The 17,428-nt window shown below is 34.7% G+C and carries 16 protein-coding genes; 2 read left to right on the forward strand and 14 right to left on the reverse strand.

Annotation, left to right across the window (positions count from 1 at the left end; genetic code table 11):
* Positions 1–15: 15 nt before the first annotated feature.
* The 5 genes from GM661_RS17275 to GM661_RS17295 form a co-directional block, all read right to left on the reverse strand.
* Positions 16–786, reverse strand: a complete 771-nt coding sequence (locus GM661_RS17275) for an ABC transporter ATP-binding protein (protein ID WP_230867909.1) — start codon at positions 784–786, stop codon at positions 16–18.
* On the reverse strand, positions 770–1,774 hold the full coding sequence (locus GM661_RS17280) for a branched-chain amino acid ABC transporter permease (protein WP_230867910.1): 1,005 nt from the start codon (positions 1,772–1,774) through the stop codon (positions 770–772). The genes GM661_RS17275 and GM661_RS17280 overlap by 17 nt, the downstream gene beginning before the upstream one ends.
* Positions 1,771–2,646, reverse strand: coding sequence for a branched-chain amino acid ABC transporter permease (locus GM661_RS17285; protein ID WP_230867911.1), 876 nt, complete (start codon positions 2,644–2,646; stop codon positions 1,771–1,773). The genes GM661_RS17280 and GM661_RS17285 overlap by 4 nt, the downstream gene beginning before the upstream one ends.
* Before the next feature lie 67 nt (positions 2,647–2,713).
* Complete coding sequence (locus GM661_RS17290; protein WP_230867912.1) at positions 2,714–3,838, reverse strand: ABC transporter substrate-binding protein; 1,125 nt, start codon at positions 3,836–3,838, stop codon at positions 2,714–2,716.
* A 326-nt stretch (positions 3,839–4,164) separates the two neighbouring features.
* Positions 4,165–4,731, reverse strand: coding sequence for a cupin domain-containing protein (locus GM661_RS17295; protein ID WP_230867913.1), 567 nt, complete (start codon positions 4,729–4,731; stop codon positions 4,165–4,167).
* 308 nt (positions 4,732–5,039) lie between these two features.
* Between GM661_RS17295 and splB the strand changes: the two genes are divergently transcribed.
* Positions 5,040–6,062: a spore photoproduct lyase gene (splB, locus tag GM661_RS17300; RefSeq protein WP_230867914.1), complete on the forward strand. Its 1,023-nt coding sequence runs from the start codon at positions 5,040–5,042 to the stop codon at positions 6,060–6,062.
* Positions 6,063–6,101: 39 nt separating this feature from the next.
* On the opposite strand, the gene GM661_RS17305 is transcribed toward splB, so the two are convergent.
* The 7 genes from GM661_RS17305 to GM661_RS17335 form a co-directional block, all read right to left on the reverse strand.
* Positions 6,102–6,965 (reverse strand): DegV family protein, encoded by an 864-nt coding sequence (locus tag GM661_RS17305; protein WP_230867915.1) that lies wholly within the window; start codon positions 6,963–6,965, stop codon positions 6,102–6,104.
* A 123-nt stretch (positions 6,966–7,088) separates the two neighbouring features.
* Positions 7,089–8,249 carry a sulfate adenylyltransferase gene (gene sat, locus GM661_RS17310; protein WP_230867916.1) on the reverse strand — a complete coding sequence of 387 codons (1,161 nt, stop codon included), beginning with the start codon at positions 8,247–8,249 and terminating at the stop codon, positions 7,089–7,091.
* Between the two features lie 457 nt (positions 8,250–8,706).
* Positions 8,707–10,221 carry an FGGY-family carbohydrate kinase gene (locus GM661_RS17315; RefSeq protein ID WP_230867917.1) on the reverse strand — a complete coding sequence of 505 codons (1,515 nt, stop codon included), beginning with the start codon at positions 10,219–10,221 and terminating at the stop codon, positions 8,707–8,709.
* A gap of 34 nt (positions 10,222–10,255) precedes the next feature.
* Positions 10,256–11,518 (reverse strand): PTS galactitol transporter subunit IIC, encoded by a 1,263-nt coding sequence (locus GM661_RS17320; RefSeq protein ID WP_230867918.1) that lies wholly within the window; start codon positions 11,516–11,518, stop codon positions 10,256–10,258.
* Positions 11,519–11,697: 179 nt separating this feature from the next.
* Positions 11,698–12,561 (reverse strand): class II fructose-bisphosphate aldolase, encoded by an 864-nt coding sequence (locus GM661_RS17325; RefSeq protein WP_230867919.1) that lies wholly within the window; start codon positions 12,559–12,561, stop codon positions 11,698–11,700.
* Positions 12,562–12,585: 24 nt separating this feature from the next.
* Entirely contained in the window at positions 12,586–13,335 is a 750-nt protein-coding gene (locus GM661_RS17330) for an SDR family NAD(P)-dependent oxidoreductase (RefSeq protein ID WP_230867920.1), read from the reverse strand.
* 17 nt (positions 13,336–13,352) lie between these two features.
* Complete coding sequence (locus tag GM661_RS17335) at positions 13,353–14,426, reverse strand: 2-hydroxyacid dehydrogenase (protein ID WP_230867921.1); 1,074 nt, start codon at positions 14,424–14,426, stop codon at positions 13,353–13,355.
* A gap of 410 nt (positions 14,427–14,836) precedes the next feature.
* Here GM661_RS17335 and GM661_RS17340 point away from each other — a divergent pair, with 410 nt between their 5' ends.
* Entirely contained in the window at positions 14,837–15,604 is a 768-nt protein-coding gene (locus GM661_RS17340) for a DeoR/GlpR family DNA-binding transcription regulator (protein ID WP_230867922.1), read from the forward strand.
* 443 nt (positions 15,605–16,047) lie between these two features.
* Here the strand turns inward: GM661_RS17340 and GM661_RS17345 are convergent, their stop codons facing one another.
* Both GM661_RS17345 and GM661_RS17350 read right to left on the reverse strand, forming a co-directional pair.
* Positions 16,048–16,884, reverse strand: coding sequence for a PHP domain-containing protein (locus GM661_RS17345; RefSeq protein WP_230867923.1), 837 nt, complete (start codon positions 16,882–16,884; stop codon positions 16,048–16,050).
* Positions 16,885–16,933: 49 nt separating this feature from the next.
* Positions 16,934–17,350, reverse strand: coding sequence for a secondary thiamine-phosphate synthase enzyme YjbQ (locus GM661_RS17350; protein WP_230867924.1), 417 nt, complete (start codon positions 17,348–17,350; stop codon positions 16,934–16,936).
* Between the last annotated feature and the right edge of the window lie 78 nt (positions 17,351–17,428).

Genomic DNA, 17,428 nt, shown 5'->3' on the forward strand with positions numbered 1-17,428 from the left:
ACCTCTCTTCACTGCTTAATGAACTGAGCCTTTACCAAGATAGGCCTCAACCACCTCTTGATTACATTGAACATCTTTTGGTGTACCATGGCATATCTTTCTACCGTTATTTAAAACAGCTATCCTATCACAGACATTCATAATAAATTTCATATCATGTTCAATAACAACAATGGTTAATCCTGTATTATTTATCTGCTTAATAAGCTCCATCAAACTGGCAGTCTCAGCCGGGTTCATACCAGCTGCCGGTTCATCTAATAAGAGGATATCTGGTCCAACCGCCAGAGCCCTGGCTATCTCCAATTTGCGCTGGTTGCCATAGGGCAGATTTGAAGCAAAATCAGCAGCATATTTCTCTAAACCAACCCTTTTTAATACCTTCATACCTTCATCAACAGTAAGCTGTTCATCTTTTTTAAACTGACCAGTATTAAAAATAGCATCCCATAATTTTGTCTTTGTCTGAGTATGAAAACCAATTTTAACATTATCAAGTACAGTCATATATTTAAACAATTTAATATTTTGAAATGTTCTAGCCATACCCAGTTTGGCAACCTGTGATGGCGAAGCCTCTGTAATACTCTCACCCTTAAAGAAAATATCCCCGGCAGTAAGGGTATATAAACCTGTTAAGCAATTAAAAAAGGTTGTTTTTCCGGCTCCATTGGGTCCAATAATACCAAATATTTCTCCCTTTTCTACCTGTATATCAACTCCATCAACAGCCTTCAACCCTCCGAAATGCTTACTTACTTTTTTAGTCTCAAGAAGTGGAGACATTACTGTCACCCCCCTTATTCTTAGTCACCTTTTTTTTAGTAGACCTGCCTAATTTTTGTGATAACATTTTACTACCGGCAATACCCTGGGGTCTTACCAGCATTGTAATCACAATTGCCGCACCAAAAATAACCAGACGGTATTCAGCAATAGACCTTACCAATTCTGGTAGGATGGTCAGAAAGGTTGCTCCGATAACAGGACCCAGCAGTGTACCCTGTCCACCAACTATGACCATACCAAGTATGGAAAAACCCTCATCGAGAATAAAGCTATCGGCACTTACATAACTAGTAAAGAAGGCATAAAAACAACCTGCTACACCTGCCCAAAAAGTCCCATAAGCAAAGTTTAATAACTTATATTTAAAAGTTTCTACACCCATAGATCTCGCTGCCAGTTCATCTTCTCTGATAGCAATCCAGGCCCTCCCAATACGGGAATTTAATATCCGCTTAGTAATAAACAACATTAATAACACAATAAAGAGTATAATATAGTAAAATTGTGTATTATTTGTTATTTGATAACTAAACAATTTAGGAAAAGGTATACCTGGGATACCCATTGGTCCACGGGTTAATGAGGTCCAGTTTAAAACGGTTAACCTGATAATCTCTGAAAAACCAAGGGTTGTTATGGCCAAAAAGATACCCTTTAACCTCAAGGTCGGCAGACCGAGAAACATACTAAATAAGGCAGCCGCTAAACCACTTAATGGTAACAACAACCAGAGACTCAAGCCAAAGCGGGTAGCCAGGATAGCTGCTGTATAGGCACCTACACAGTAAAACCCTGCATGACCAATATTAAACTGTCCGGAATAACCATTTATTACATTAAGGCTGCTGGCCAGCAGAATATAGATTAAAACATTGACCAATACACGCATATAATACGAGTTATCTACAAACAGAGGAAGGATAAATGCTAAAACAATTGAAGCTATTAACAAAATCTTCTTATTTTTCCGAAAAAATTCCCTCATACCTTCCCCCCCTCCTTCCGGCCCATAATCCCTGAAGGTCTAATTAATAATATAGCAATAATAATTACAAAGGCTATAATATCACGGAAACCAGAATGGAGATAACCTACACCCAGGTTTTCGGCTATACCTAATACGATACCACCTATGGCAGCACCCGGTATACTTGTCAAACCACCAAAGACAGTTGAAGCAAAGGCTTTCATTGATGCACTGGCCCCCATAACTGGATGGACAGAATTATAGTAAATACCCAGCAAAACACCAGAAACCCCACCAAGGGCACAACCCAGTGAATAGCCTGTCCTGATAGTCTTACTGACATTTACACCAACCAGGGCAGCAGCATCTTTATCCATTGAGACTGCCCGCAAAGACAAACCTGTCCTGGTACGATATAAAAACTGCTGCAGGGCCAGACTCAAAGCAATTACTATTACAGCAATAATAATCTGGATATATGTTATTCTAATATCTCCGATAACAAAATACTTACCTTCAAAGATACTGGGGATTACCCTTTGCTGTGTCCCCAGGATCACCTGTGTTAAACTCCGTAGAAAAATGGATAAACCTATGGTCATGATTAAAGGTATCTCCCTAGGGGCATCTTTGAAGGGCCGATAGGCCAGGCTATCAACAAGCATTCCCAAAATCCAGGTTACTATAAAACCAACTATTAAAGCAAACAAAAGATTGGTACCTAAAAAACTTATCATCAAAAAACCTGTAAAGGCACCCAGCATAATCACTTCACCATGTACAAAACTAACCAGGCCCACAACACCATATATTACAGAAAAACCTATGGCCATCAAGGCATAAATCATTCCCTGGGTAAGCCCATTAATAAGCTGTTGTAAGAAAAACATAGTTTCCCTCCAATCCTTCTTTATAAGAGGCCGCCTTAACAGGGCAGCCCCTTATCTTATACTGCAATTATTTAGTATAATCCTCTTTTATAACCCATTCGTTATCTTCTACTACCATAATTTTATATTTGCGTACAATGTCACCCTGTTCTGTAAAGACCAATTTACCAGTAACACCAACAAAGTCCTGAGTATTAGCCAGTTCATCACGGATTGCTGCCCTGTCAAAACCAGCCCGTTCAATAGCCTCAGCCAGCATTAGTGTTGCATCATAAGCACAGGCTGCATGTAAGTTAGGTTCACGGTCAGCCCTTTCCTTAAATTCTGCTATAAAGGCCTGTACCTTGGGAGTTGGGTCATTAAGGGCAAAGAAAGTATTTGTTGCCAGGCCCTCAGCTGAACCCCCTGCCAGGTCTATAAAATTATCTGAAAAAACAGAACTTGGCGCTAACATTTCAACATCCCAACCCAGGTTATCAATCTGACGGCTTATCAATGATGCCTCATTATACATAGCTGCTATATAAATACCATCAGGATTAGTTTCACGTATTTTGGTCAGCACTGCATTATAGTCCCTTTCACCCTCAAAGAACGGCTGAGAAGTAGTTACTTCCAGTCCCTTCTCTTTAGCTGATTCAACAAAACGATCCTTAGTTACTACACCCCAGTCATTATTGATATAAATAACGGCCACAGAATCAAGACCCATATATTCCTGAGCAATATACTCGACATTGAAAGGACCTTCAGCATCCTGGGTGCCTACTATCCCAAACATATAATGACCTGCTGGTGCGTAATCAGGATGAGAAGCAGTAGGTGACAGCTGTACCATACCATTTCTTTCATAGATCGGTGCAGAAGCCAGGCAGGCTGTACTTGTAAAGTCACCAATCTCGGCAACTATTTCTTTGTTTTCTACAAATCTCTGAGCAATAGTTGCAGCCTCCCGAGGGTCTCCCTTGCTATCCATAATAACAAGTTCTACTTTACGTCCCCTGATACCGCCTTCAGCATTAATCTTTTCAACAGCCATCTGGGCTGAGTAACGAAAGTTTTCTCCATATTCTGCATAATTCCCTGTAATAGGGGCTGATAGACCTATCTTTACAACATCCTCAGCAGAAACAGTTAGTCCAAGACTTAAAACCATAATACCTGCCAGAACTATTAATAACAATCTTTTCATTTTACTCCTCCTTTTTAGTATTGAATACTGCCTGTATACTTAGTATCATCCAATAAAAACAAGCCTTCATCTCTCTGCCAGAAATATACTACTATCATACTCACTCCTTTCTCTTGTTACATACATGTTATATTTACGTTAATTATATTATAGATATTCCTGTTTTGTCAAGTTATATTAAATATTTTAACCTAAATCTTGACTAATATTAAATTTACAGGGTATAAAATAACATAAAACTAACATATATATTGTCTGACTTTTTGAGATGAACTATGATATATAGTAAACCCAACCCACATCCACAGTCAGGTTCCTAACATATACTAAATATTAAAATCACTGCCCTGTATGCCAACCCAGAGTCCTCTAGCCACTTTATCTTGTCTATTAATCACCTTATGTTCAAGGTTAGCCCTATAGACAATAGAATCCCCCTGCTGACAAACAACTGGTTCCTTACCTTCAATACTTACCTCAATCTCACCTTCTAATATATAGCCAAACTCTATTCCCCGGTGTGAAGTAAATTCCCTGTTTACAGTATTTGGTTTAAGGGTAATCAAAACAGGTTCAATTGAACAATCAATACTCTTGGGAAGTAAAAATCTCAAACTTGTATCACTATCATTAGTAACCTCTATTTGATTATCTTTGATAAGATGTATAAAATCCTGTTCTTCATCAACAGCAAAGAGGTCTGCAATATGGATTGAAAAAAAGGTAGTTAACTTATCAAGCACCTTAAGGGATGGAATGGTTTTACCATTTTCTAGCAAACTCAAAAAGGATGAAGATAGGCCTGTTTCTTCAGCCAATTCATTTAAACTCAATCCATATTTGATCCTTTCTTTCCGTAATCTCTTACCTACATATTTGTATTTCTCATTCACTTCAAATGCCCCCCTGTGAATTCCAATGCCTTATTTTTTCTTCTTACTCTATCTTCTCGCCAAGGACATTAATTTCCTCTTAATTTTATATTTACAAAAAATTCAAAAATATATGTTCTTTAGTATTACTTAATATATTACTATTATAATTTACTAATATATAAAATGTCAAGGGTATTTTTATATTAGTAAAATTTTTTCGACAATTTTTTATATATAAATTTTTGCCAATATATAATACCTGTATATTTTTCAGCATAAAGAAGATTATAAATAAATAACAGCAGTTAATAGAAAGGATTATTATTATGTCATTTACCCCTTCTTATGTTATTTTTAGAGAAAACGCCCTTGAATACCCCCTGGGGAATCAACTATATAAGCTTTTTACTAAAGAAAAAGACATAAAAGTACATAAGGTCGCCTCCAGAGGCCCTTTCCCCTTTGATAATGATATTTCCTTTCGTAAAAAATTCGCCCGGGCCAAGAGAACTATTGTTGTATCTGTTCGTTCTTTAAATAAATTCCAATCCTGTAAACCCTCTGCCCATTATCAATTACCACTGGTTACAGGTTGTCCTGCCCACTGTCATTATTGTTATCTCTCTACCAATCTGGGCAAAAACCCCTATATTAAAGTCTATGTTAATCTTGAAGATATCCTGGCCAGGGCAGAAAAATATATAGTAAATAGAAAACCAAAAACCACAATTTTTGAAGGTGCAGCTACTTCTGATCCCCTACCTGTAGAAAAGTGGACAGGTTCACTGGCCAGCACTATCAAATATTTTGCAGAAAAAAAGCTGGGAAGGTTCCGTTTTGTGACCAAATTTACTGAAGTCGAACCCTTACTGGGTATTGACCATCAGAAAAAAACTGAATTTCGCTTTTCTTTAAATAGCAAATATGCAGTTGAAAAGTTTGAACCAACAACTCCAGCCCCGTCAGAAAGAATAAAAGCAGCAGCCAAAGTTTATCAGGCAGCCTATCCCCTGGGGTTTCTAATAGCCCCTATTTTTATTTATAAGAACTGGAAAGATGAATACAGTGAATTAATAAATGATTTAAGTAATAATCTTAATTCAAACGGTAAGGGTATTTCCTTTGAACTGATCACCCATAGGTTTACGGAAAGAGCCAAAAGAATTATTGAAGAGATTTACCCGGAGACCGAACTCCCTATGAATGAGGAAGCCAGACAGTTTAAATATGGGCAATTTGGCTATGGAAAATATATTTACCCAAAAGAAAAAATGAAAGAAATCGAGGACTTTATGAAAGGTATAATCAGCAAGGCTTTTCCAGAGGCAGAAATCAAATATTTTGTTTAAGTAAACACCTGCCCCTGAAATATAGCCGTTAAATCTTTACTATTTATTATAATTGTCATTCAAGAAAAATACTGACAGCGTTCCCGGACCGGCATGTGCACCAATAGTAGCACTGATCATATTTATTATTATTCCCTTAGGTTTAAACCTCTCCCTAATCATATCAGCTAATTTTTCAGCAGCCTCCAGGTCATCACCATGACTAATGGCTATCTCCTGTCCCGAGATATCCATACCCCGTTCTTCCATTAACCCCAGGATTCGTTTAAAAACACGTTTCCTGCCCTTCTTTTTTTCTATAGGGATAAGACGTCCTTCCTCTACGTCCAAAATTGGTTTTATATTTAGCACACCGCCAATAAAAGCAGAGGCCTTACTAACCCTCCCTCCGCGGTATAGATACTCAAGGTCATCAACAGTAAAAATATGTTCCATATGTTTAGCATAAAACCTTGCTGCCTCTATTACCTCTTCTCTACTGACACCATCTTCAATTAGTTGTGCAGTCTTATATACTACCATCCCCTCGCCTAAAGAAGCGCATTTAGTATCAATTATTTCTATCTCAAAATCAGGGAACTCCTCTCTAACTTGAGCACTGGCTATTACGGCTGCCTGACAAGTACCGGAAAGTTCAGAAGAAAAAGCAAGATAAAGACAGCTCTGCTTTTCTTGAGCATATTTAGTGAACAAGTCCTTAAACTGTCCAACTGAGACCTGTGCTGTCTTATACACCCTACCCTCTCTCATCCCGTGAAATAGCTCAACAGGTTTAATCGTCTCCCCATCCCTGTAAACCTTATCATCCAGATTAACTGTTAATGGCTCAACTACTATATCAAACTGATTTATTATATTTTCCGGCAGATCAGCTGCACTATCTGTTACCAATTGTAAACCCATTTCTTTAATCCCCCTAAGTAAATAATTTTGAATAGCTTATCAGAATATAAAGAACATTAATCGTCTTATAATATTAACTTCTGCTCCTAATATTAATATATCTCTTTTTTAACAATTTTTCAACTAATTCTCCTCTTGCTGGATCATTGCCTCTATTAATACATCTACTACCTCAGGTCTGGTAATTTCTACTGGCGGACGTTCTCCCTGGCGTAGTAACTCCCTTACCCTGGTACCACTCAAACTAATCTGATAGGACTTATCATGGGGACATGTCTTAGCAGTGGCCATCCCCTGACATTTTGTGCAATAAAAAGAATACTCAAATTTCAAAGGGGTAATACCTATTTCTTCCTCAGCAAACTCATCAAAAATTAATTGAGCATCATATGTACCATAATAATTACCTACACCAGCATGGTCACGTCCGACAATAAAATGACTGCAACCATAGTTTTTACGGCATAGAGCGTGAAACACAGCCTCCCTGGGACCAGCATAGCGCATAGCAACTGGAAAAACCGTTAAATAGACCCTACTGGAGGGATAAATCTTATCTATCACAACCTCATAACTTTTAATCCTGTATTTGGCTGGTATATCACTGCTTTTTGTCTCGCCTACCAGTGGTGACAAAAATAAACCATCAGTAATTTCTAAGGCACATTTCTGAAGGTATTCATGTGCCCGATGAATGGGATTGCGGGTCTGAAAAGCAGCTACCTGTTTCCATCCCCTTTTACGAAATTCCCGACGAACATCTATAGGATCATGACGATAACTGGTAAAAGGTAAATCTGTTAAACGGTTGACCAGTATAAGCTCTCCTCCAAGCAGAACCTCTCCCCTTCGATCCAGTGCAGCAACACCAGGGTGATTTCTATCCCTTGTCCGATAAACATATTGAGCCTCTTTCTCCTTATCAGGTATAAACTTATCTTCCAGTTTCAGAATCCCATACACCTTACCAGCTTGACTAGCCAAAGCAATCTTGCTTCCTATTTTTAATTCAGCAGCTTTATTTTTTGAAACCCCCAGTACAATCGGCAGCGGCCAGACCGTACCATTAGACAGACGCATCTCTTCAACAACCCCATTATATTCCTCTTCATTCATAAATCCCTCTAATGGACTATAAAGCCCAACCCCAATATTTTCAAGTTCCGTTAAATCCCGCCTACTAAGCATAAGTAGAGGCATTTCCTTTAAGTACTCCAGTATATTTTCCCTTTTATCCCCAGATACTTCTTTATTAACAAGCCTTCCCCCATGTGGCTTTATCATAAAACCCCTCCAAAATATTACCTTATATTTTTAATACTACTTAAATATATTATGGTTCAGATAATATTTTGTGAAGGGTTTTATAGACAAATGTATTTATCGGTATTCTTTAGTCTTTGGTTAGTAAATACACGATTGAGTATTGGGCATTGGATATCCTCCAGTATCCTTTTCTTGTGTTGGCATATTCCCAAGCCTTAGATTCATTAATACCTAATTTCTTAAGCATTCTAAATCAGTTCACCTTTAACTCTGGATTATCAATTCTTATTTTAAGCTAACGGTTGGCACTTCAACCCCCGTATCTAACTTTCACCGACAAAGAAAGCGCCCATGCTGGGCGCACAACCAAAAACACACTTCCAGTTTTAAACTGGAAGTGTGTTTATTTAGTTAAGATTTATTTTGCTGTTGTTTTTCCTGTCCTGAAGATCAGCACGTAACAATTACCACTTGATTATTTAAATTTATCCCATAAAAGTGATAATGCGTCAATAGTTTCTCTATACAAAGAATATTTCTTATCATAAACTTCTTTATTATCTGGATTAGGATAACAAGTATAAGCTACTTCTACCATAGAATTTGCAGCATCTTTATATGATTCAAATTTATTTGTTGCAATTCCAGCACAAATCGCTGCACCCAATGTACCTAACTCTGTACTAGTTGTAACTTCAATAGGTATTTGAAGAATATCTGCAAATATCTGTACCCATACTTTCGAACGAGCCGCACCTCCCGCAATTCTTATAGCTTTAGGAGCTTTTCTATATGCCATTAGCTTGTCTAAGTGTGCTTTATGACAGAATACTACACCCTCATATATAGCTCTTAAGATATGTGCTTTAGTATGCCATCCATTTAAACCAAGGAAACATGATTTTGCAGTTACATCTACATTTGTACCAAATAAAAATGGTAAGAAAATAATATTAAACTCATCAGCTGATACACTTTCAACATATTCATTTGAATAATCGTATACAGATTTATTATCTTCTAAACCTTGATTTTTTTCTTCACCCAAAAATTGAGAAACAAACCACTCCAAATTACTTGCAGAAGTTGGACTTGCTTCTGTCGTTAGCCAATATCCTTCCATGCAATATAACGAAGTCATAAATAAATCTTTCGAAACTATAGGTTCTTTACTTATATATTCATTGATGCTCCATGTTCCCGCAACTATACATAGTTTTTCTTCATCTGCAATACCTGTTGCAATAGCACATGAATCAATATCAAATAATCCTCCAGCTACAGGTGTTCCTTCCTTTAATCCTGTTAGCTTTGCAACTTCTTCTGTTACATACCCAAAAATCTCTGAAGAATATTTTATTGGTGGCAATAATTCTAAAACATCTTCTATGTCAAACTCTTGTAATAAATTATTATCATATTTAACATCTTTTACGTTCATTAAATTCGTACCTGAGATATCTGTTATTTCTGCATGAGCTTCACCAGTCAAACAATATCTTATATAATCCTTGCACATAAATACCCATTTTGTATTTTCTAATATTTGTGGTTTATTATCTTTAAACCATGACAATAAGGCAACAGGTTGTCCAGCCCAAATTGACTGCATTGTCTTTGGTAAAACTTTTTCAAAAGTACCATCAGAATACCACTTTTCTACATAATCATTTGCTCTAGTATCAGTAGAAATAATTCCATTATACGCTGGCTTTCCTTCTTTATCAACTAAATACATACCATTACCATGACCTGTAGTTGCAATTCCAACTATATTTTCAGAATTAATACCAGATTTATTAATAACTTCTTTTATTGCACTTACATTAGCTTGCCACATCTCATTCATATTTCTTTCAGTAAATCCAGGTGCTGGCATGATCATTTCAGTTTTACAGCTTGCCACTGCAACTTCTTTTCCTTCCAAATCATATAGCGCAGCTTTTGACATCGTCCCACCATTATCAATACCTAATAAATACTTTTGCAATCATATCACTCCCTAATTAAATTGTATAATTAATTTATGAAAATAGCATTGATAATCTAATAAATAACCATCCTAAAGGTGATGTCGCACCACCAACTAAACTTGTCATTCCTGTAGATTCTTGTACTCCTTCTGGAAGAGAAACATTAGCAATTTCTGCCGCCTTAGTAAAATGGACAGCAATATCACTACCTGCATATAAAATTAAAGTTAATATAACAAGTCCACTTATAAATATTCTAAATATGTTTCTCTTACAATAAGGTGTTACCATTGGTATTAAAAATACTAATGAAGCTAAATCCACAAATGGTAATACTTTATTTCCAGGTAAAATTACTGCTAACAACAATGCCGCAGGTATCATAAGCAATCCTGTTGCTAATACTGCTGGATCTCCAACTAAAAGCGCTGTGTCTAATCCAATATAGAATTCTCTGTTTGGAAATCTTTTTTTCAATGAAGTTTCTGCTGCATCTCTAACTGTTACCAATCCATCTACAAGTACATTTATCATTGCAGGTAATAAAACCATTACAGCAGCAACCTTTATACCAAGTGTCAAAATTTTTGTAACATTAAATCCAGCTAATATTCCTAATAATACCCCTAAAATTGTACCTAAAGTCAATGGCTCACCCACAATACCAAATTTATTGTTAATTGTTTCGGGATTTGCTTCTATTTTCCGTAATCCTGGTATTTTTCCAATAATCCAATTTATTAATATACCTATAGGAGCATATACAGCAGAAGTAGCATGTGCAAATGAAATACCTTTTAAGTCAAATTCTTTTTGAATTCTTGGAGCAGTTTTATCCGCTATAACCAGAACTATAATAAATGTTATTAAACAGCTTATAGTTGCAATCAATATACTGTTTGTTACTGCATATACAACACCACCAGTTAATAAAAAATGCCAGTAGTTAAAAATATCAATATTAACCGATTTAGTTAAATTAAGTAATAACATAATAATATTTATACCTAAGGCGCCAAAAACAACAAATGGAACAATCGGTGATCCCCAACCAATAGTTGCACCTACTGGCCACCCAGAATCTATAACAGTAAGATTCAATCCAAATCTTTCAACCATAGCTTGAGCTGCAGGTCCTAAACTATTAAGTAATAAACCTATAACCAAACTGATACCCTCAAACCCAATTCCAATTAACATACCTGCTTTGAATGCTTTACCAACTTTAACCCCAAATATTAAAGCAAGCAAAAAGAAAATCACTGGCATCATTACCGATGGCCCCATACTAATAAGTGAATTGATAATTATCATAAGAATACCTCCCTTTTTGTCTAACAAATAATTCTTGTGATTTTTTCATTATTTTGTAAAAACATCCTAATTTAAAAGGATTCTCCCGATTATTTAGAATTAAATAATAACTTTTGCACAAAATTATATCGGGAGCAATTCCTTTCAAACTATCTAATCAGTAAATGGAATTTAAAAAATTAATACCTATTATTTGATCCAAACAATAATATTTTTGCCTCAATAGTTTCTTTCATAGCTTTTGTAGGCTCTTCATATGCCATATGCGGCCACATTGACATATTATCTGTGCTATTAAGTTTCTCTTTCATAGCAGTAAAGAATGCATTCAATATCTCTGAGAAAATATTTATTTTGCAAATACCATTTTTTGCTGATTTCTCAATCATATTATCTGGTGTTCCAGAACCGCCATGCATAACCAATGGTACAGTAGATACCTGATTTAATTCTTTCAATAATTTAATATCAAGTTCTGGTTTTGCAACATAAACCCCATGGGCTGTTCCAATAGATACTGCTAATGCATCTACTTCTGTTTCCTTTATAAAATATTCCATTTCTTTTGGATCAGTAAGCGTACTTTTGTGTTCTCCTTCTGATTCAGAGCATCCTACTATACCATCTCCAACATGTCCCAATTCAGCTTCTACTGAAACTCCATACTCATGAGCATAATCTACCACTTCTTTTGTTTTCTTAATATTCTCTTCTAGTGGTAGTACAGACCCATCAAACATAACAGAAGAATACCCTTGACTAATTGCCTTCTTAATAATTTCAGAATTTGTAGCATGATCTAAATGAATACAAACTGGCACTGTTGCTTTTTCTGCAATTGTCTTCATCGTAACAGCTAAATGGTCAAATTGATCATCAGTTAAATCTGGTTTTAAACCCATTAAAATTACTGGTGATCTCAACTCTTCTGCAACATCCACTACTGAGCTAACCATATTGTAGTTGCTAGTGTCAAAAGCTGGAACTGCATACTGTTTTTTGCGCGCATCTCCTAAAATTTCTTTCAATGAAACTAATCCCATAATTGTTCACTCCTTTTTTATTATTTACCTCATCAACATTCCACCAGTAACATCTATTGTGGCACCAGTGATATAATCTGCTTTATCTGATGCAAGAAAAGCAACTGTATACGCTACTTCTTCTGGCTCAGATATTCTTTTCAAAGGAATTCTATCAATATATTTTTCTGGATTATCTCCAATCATAGATGTTCTCATAATACCGGGTGCTACTGCAGTTACATTTATTCCATATTTGGCTACTTCTCTAGCTAGAGAAACCGTAAAAGTAACTAGTCCACCTTTTGAAGCCGCATAATGAGCATGACCACTAGTTGACCCGTGAAAAGCAGCCTGAGAAACAATATTCACAATTTTACCCTTACTTTTTCTTTCTATTAAATGATTAACCATTTTTTTAGATAACATAAAAGGTCCTTCAAGATTAACTTTTAAAGTTCTTCTAAAATCTTTTACTTCCATATCTTTAACATAAGCTTTAGGCCAAACTCCTGCACAATTTACAAGAATATCTACTTTACCATATACTTCATTAGCTTTATTAAATATGTTGTCTATATCGTTTTCATCACTAATATTTCCATATAAAGATATGGCTTTACTTTCATATTTTTTATTAAGTGATTCAACAAATTCCATCACCTTTCTTTCATCAACTATATAATTTATCATTACATTAGCACCTTCAGCAGCTAAAACTTCTGATATGGCAGCACCAAGCCCACCACCTCCTCCAGTAACTATTGCAACTTTGCCCGAAAGATTAAAATCCATATTTTCCCTCCTAACTGTTATTTTTTAAAAATCCACTTATCTTTTACTTGATTATAAATATCTTTATTTACAACAAATCTTGATTCTTGGTTTCCAATAACTTTTACCATCTCTTTAGATAGCAAAATTGGTGAATTTATAAAAGCATCTTTAGTTCCTCCTGCCAAATGTGGAGTTACAGTTGCATTTTCAAGTGTTACTAAAGGATACTCTTTTCCTGGTGGCTCTTCATCAAAAACATCTAATGCCGCCCCTACAATCTTTCCAGCTTTCAAAGCTTCATATAATGCTTTTTCATCTATTAATCCTGATCTAGCTGAATTGATAATATAAGCTGTTGGTTTCATCAAATTAATTAATTCTTCATTTATAAGCTTTTCTGTTTCCTTTGTTAATCTAGCATGCAATGTTACAAAATCAGAAACTTGCATCAGTTCTTTAAGACTAAGCATTTTTATCCCATCTATAGGGTCTTTCAAATACGGATCATAAGCAACTATATCCATTTCAAATCCTTTTAATCTTTGAGCAACTTTTTGTCCTATTTGCCCCAACCCTATAATTCCTACTGTTTTATATGATAAATCTGGAACAGAATCAGCATTAAAGTAATCTCTTACCCATTCCCCTTTTTTTAATTCCAAATGACTTTTAGCAATATTTCTACATTCTGATATCAATAAACCTACTGTGAAATCTGCAACAGCATTAGCATTTCTTCCTGGAGTATTCATTACAACTATATTTTTTTCATTTGCATAATTTACGTTTATATTTTCATATCCACCTCTAAGTACACCAATCATCTTTAGGTTATTGCAATTATCTATTAGTCGTTTTGTAATAGGACAAAATTGTGTAATAATAATATCTGCATCTTTAGTTGCATCTAATATATATTGTCCTGGTTCATATGCTTCACTACCACCAGTTTCAACCATAAGATTTATATTTTGTAATTCTTCATAACTTGCCAAATCCCACTGAATAGTTTCAACCCCAATCCCTTGATCTTCAAACCCTTTAAAACCTGTTTTAATATATTCTTGGGGTATCAACAAATCACCTATGCCCATTATTTTCGCACTCACAATATCACCTCTATATGTTCATATTTTTGCTTTTATCTTTCTTTTTTATATGTATATTATCGTTTTTTAATCATAATATCACCTCTATATGTTCATATTTTGTTTCATATTCCTCTCATGCATATATATTATCATTTTTTAATCATAATTACAACAAATTTTCCAATAAAATAGCTATAAATCTATATAATTAATATAATTTTTTATTATTTGATTAATTTATTGTTATGTTTTGATTGTTTATGTTCCTCTTTCCTATATCTAATGATAATTCTATTTTAATATTTAATAAATATTTTAGCCAATCATTAACTCTACCAAAATATACTCATAATTTCATATTTTTTATTTAATTACTGGCTAATAAATGATATAATGGTTACAAAAGATTTGTTAAGGAGGCTCTAAACTTGAAATTACAACGTATAGAAAAAATAAAAGAATACATAAAACTACATAGAAACTGCACTTCAAAACAATTGTGTGATATTTTTAATGTATCCATGGCCACTATGCGTAGAGATATTAATGAACTAGCTAAAAGAGGCGTCGTTAAAAAAGTTTATGGTGGCGTATCATTTATAGATAATAAAGATAGTAATTATCCAAATAATGTTAAATTTTCGGAAAAACTCGACAGAATCGGCAAACAAGCAGCTTCACTAGTGGAAGATGGCGATATCATTCTTATTAGTTCAGGTACTACAACTTACCACATGATACCTCATTTAAGAAATAAAAAAAATCTTACAGTAATTACAAACAATGTTTTGATCATAACTGAAGCATTAAAATATAATAACTTTCGCTTAATTGTAATCGGAGGTGATCTACAAAGAAATACCAATTCAATAATTAGTCTAGATGCTGTTAATTTATTAGAAAAAGTTAATGCCCATAAACTCTTTATGGGAACTAATGCATTATCGTTAACTGCTGGTTTAACGAATTCTTCATTTATAGAAGCACAAGTAAAACAAACTATGATTAATACAAGCAACAAAACCATTGTACTATTAGATCACAATAAATTTGACGCTGTTTCACTCTATACTTTTTTACATATTAAAGATCTTGATATTCTTATTACTGATAAAGAACCTGATAAAAAATATATTGAGAATTTTAAAGAGAACAATATTCAACTTATTGTTGCTAATGAAAAATCAACTAACTGATATATGCAAAGCAAATAAATATATCATAAATATAAACAAATCGCCCCTATCACTCTGGGCTAATCTAGTGTCTGAAAACAAGACCAACACTCAACATTAGGATATGAGTCTTAACTAATCATTTTTAAAATTCACATATTTGTATTTTTTTATAAATAAAAAAAGAATAGCCCTAGCTATTCTTCAAAACTATTTTTATACATTAACAATATAAATATCTTTTATATTTAGAAATAAATTACTTTTTTATCGTTAGATAAGCATATCAAAAAGCACCATTGAAAAGCTCATTGTCATTTTAAATTTTTGACCAACTTTTCTCTAAGACAAGGTTTAACCAAACTAAGTACCCAAGTGAAAATTGATGAGAATAGACTATCCAAAGATTCAATCATTTTAAAAAATAACATAATCACAATCGTTATTTTTAACATTATTTAACACTAACTTATTCCCAGATAGTCTTTTAATTTTTTAACCCTCTGGTCATCTATTCTAACATCCCCTACCTGGATACCAGGTGTATTTTCCCCATGAAAATCACTACCACCAGTCACCAGTAAATTTAGTTTTTCTGCTATTTCCAGATAATATTGGCTGGTCTTTTCACTGTGTTTAGAGTGATAAACCTCAAGACCATCCAGACCATATTCAGTTAATTCCCTTATCTCCTCTTCACCAAAGGGTTTGCCCCTATTAATAAAATAGGGATGGGCCAGTACAGCAATACCACCTGCTTCTTTGATAATAGAAATTGCCTCAACCGGTTTCAACTGAAACTTGGGAACATAGGCCTTACCTCCATTACCAATCAGTTCATTTGTATAGGCATCATCTGTCTCCTTAATATAACCAGCCTGTTTTAAAGCCATAGCCAGATGGGGACGGCCGATATATTTATCCCCAGCAAGTTTTGTTACATCCTCATAATGAATATTTATTCCCAGCTGGTTCAACCTATTAACCATCTCCCGTGCTCTGTCAAGTCTGGCCGTAAAAAAGGCCTCAACTCTTTTCAAAAAATCCCTGGATATATAATCCATATAATAACCCAAGATGTGGACTTCTGCTTTTTCTCTGACCGTTGAAAATTCTATGGCCGGGATAACCTCAATTCCCATCTCTTTACCTAATGCAATCATCTCTGGAACACCCTCAACAGTATCATGATCAGCTAAGGCAATAGTACTTAAACCATTCTCTTTAGCCATCTTAACCAATTGCTCAGGAGGAAAACTCCCATCAGAATATGTTGAATGTATATGAAGGTCTGCTGACATATATTTTACACTCCCTTTTCTAAATCAAAATTAAATTAATACATTGGCTTTATTCACCTATTACCTTAACAAGAACCCTTTTTTCTCTCCTACCATCAAATTCACCATAAAAAATCTGTTCCCAGGGACCAAAATCAAGATTCCCTTCAGTGATAGCTACAACAACCTCTCTCCCCATAATCTGCCGTTTCAAATGTGCATCTGCATTATCTTCAAAACCATTATGTTGGTATTGGGAAATAGGCTCATGTGGAGCTAACTCTTCTAGCCACTTTTTATAATCATTATGTAAACCAGGTTCATCATCATTAATAAAAACACTGGCCGTTATATGCATGGCATTGACCAGGCATAATCCCTCTTTTATTTGACTTTTTTTAATTATATCTACAACTTTATCAGTAATATTTATTAATTCTACCCTGTTGTTAGTATCAAAATATAAGTATTCCCTATAAGATTTCACCTAACCACTCTCCTGCATTTTTTCTTTATTATAACCCTTTTTGGGCTTTTTCTCAAGAAACAATAAAATAGTATGGTT

It is taken from the genome of Iocasia fonsfrigidae (assembly GCF_017751145.1).
Lineage (GTDB): Bacteria > Bacillota > Halanaerobiia > Halanaerobiales > DTU029 > Iocasia > Iocasia fonsfrigidae.

What these genes read in the sequence shown, in the direction of transcription:
- GM661_RS17275 (WP_230867909.1), bottom strand. Translation starts at nt 786, where the DNA reads ATGTCTCCACTTCTTGAGACTAAAAAAGTAAGTAAGCATTTCGGAGGG.
- GM661_RS17280 (WP_230867910.1), bottom strand. Translation starts at nt 1,774, where the DNA reads ATGAGGGAATTTTTTCGGAAAAATAAGAAGATTTTGTTAATAGCTTCA.
- GM661_RS17285 (WP_230867911.1), bottom strand. Translation starts at nt 2,646, where the DNA reads ATGTTTTTCTTACAACAGCTTATTAATGGGCTTACCCAGGGAATGATT.
- GM661_RS17290 (WP_230867912.1), bottom strand. Translation starts at nt 3,838, where the DNA reads ATGAAAAGATTGTTATTAATAGTTCTGGCAGGTATTATGGTTTTAAGT.
- splB (WP_230867914.1), top strand. Translation starts at nt 5,040, where the DNA reads ATGTCATTTACCCCTTCTTATGTTATTTTTAGAGAAAACGCCCTTGAA.
- GM661_RS17305 (WP_230867915.1), bottom strand. Translation starts at nt 6,965, where the DNA reads ATGGGTTTACAATTGGTAACAGATAGTGCAGCTGATCTGCCGGAAAAT.
- sat (WP_230867916.1), bottom strand. Translation starts at nt 8,249, where the DNA reads ATGATAAAGCCACATGGGGGAAGGCTTGTTAATAAAGAAGTATCTGGG.
- GM661_RS17320 (WP_230867918.1), bottom strand. Translation starts at nt 11,518, where the DNA reads ATGATAATTATCAATTCACTTATTAGTATGGGGCCATCGGTAATGATG.
- GM661_RS17325 (WP_230867919.1), bottom strand. Translation starts at nt 12,561, where the DNA reads ATGGGATTAGTTTCATTGAAAGAAATTTTAGGAGATGCGCGCAAAAAA.
- GM661_RS17330 (WP_230867920.1), bottom strand. Translation starts at nt 13,335, where the DNA reads ATGGATTTTAATCTTTCGGGCAAAGTTGCAATAGTTACTGGAGGAGGT.
- GM661_RS17345 (WP_230867923.1), bottom strand. Translation starts at nt 16,884, where the DNA reads ATGTCAGCAGACCTTCATATACATTCAACATATTCTGATGGGAGTTTT.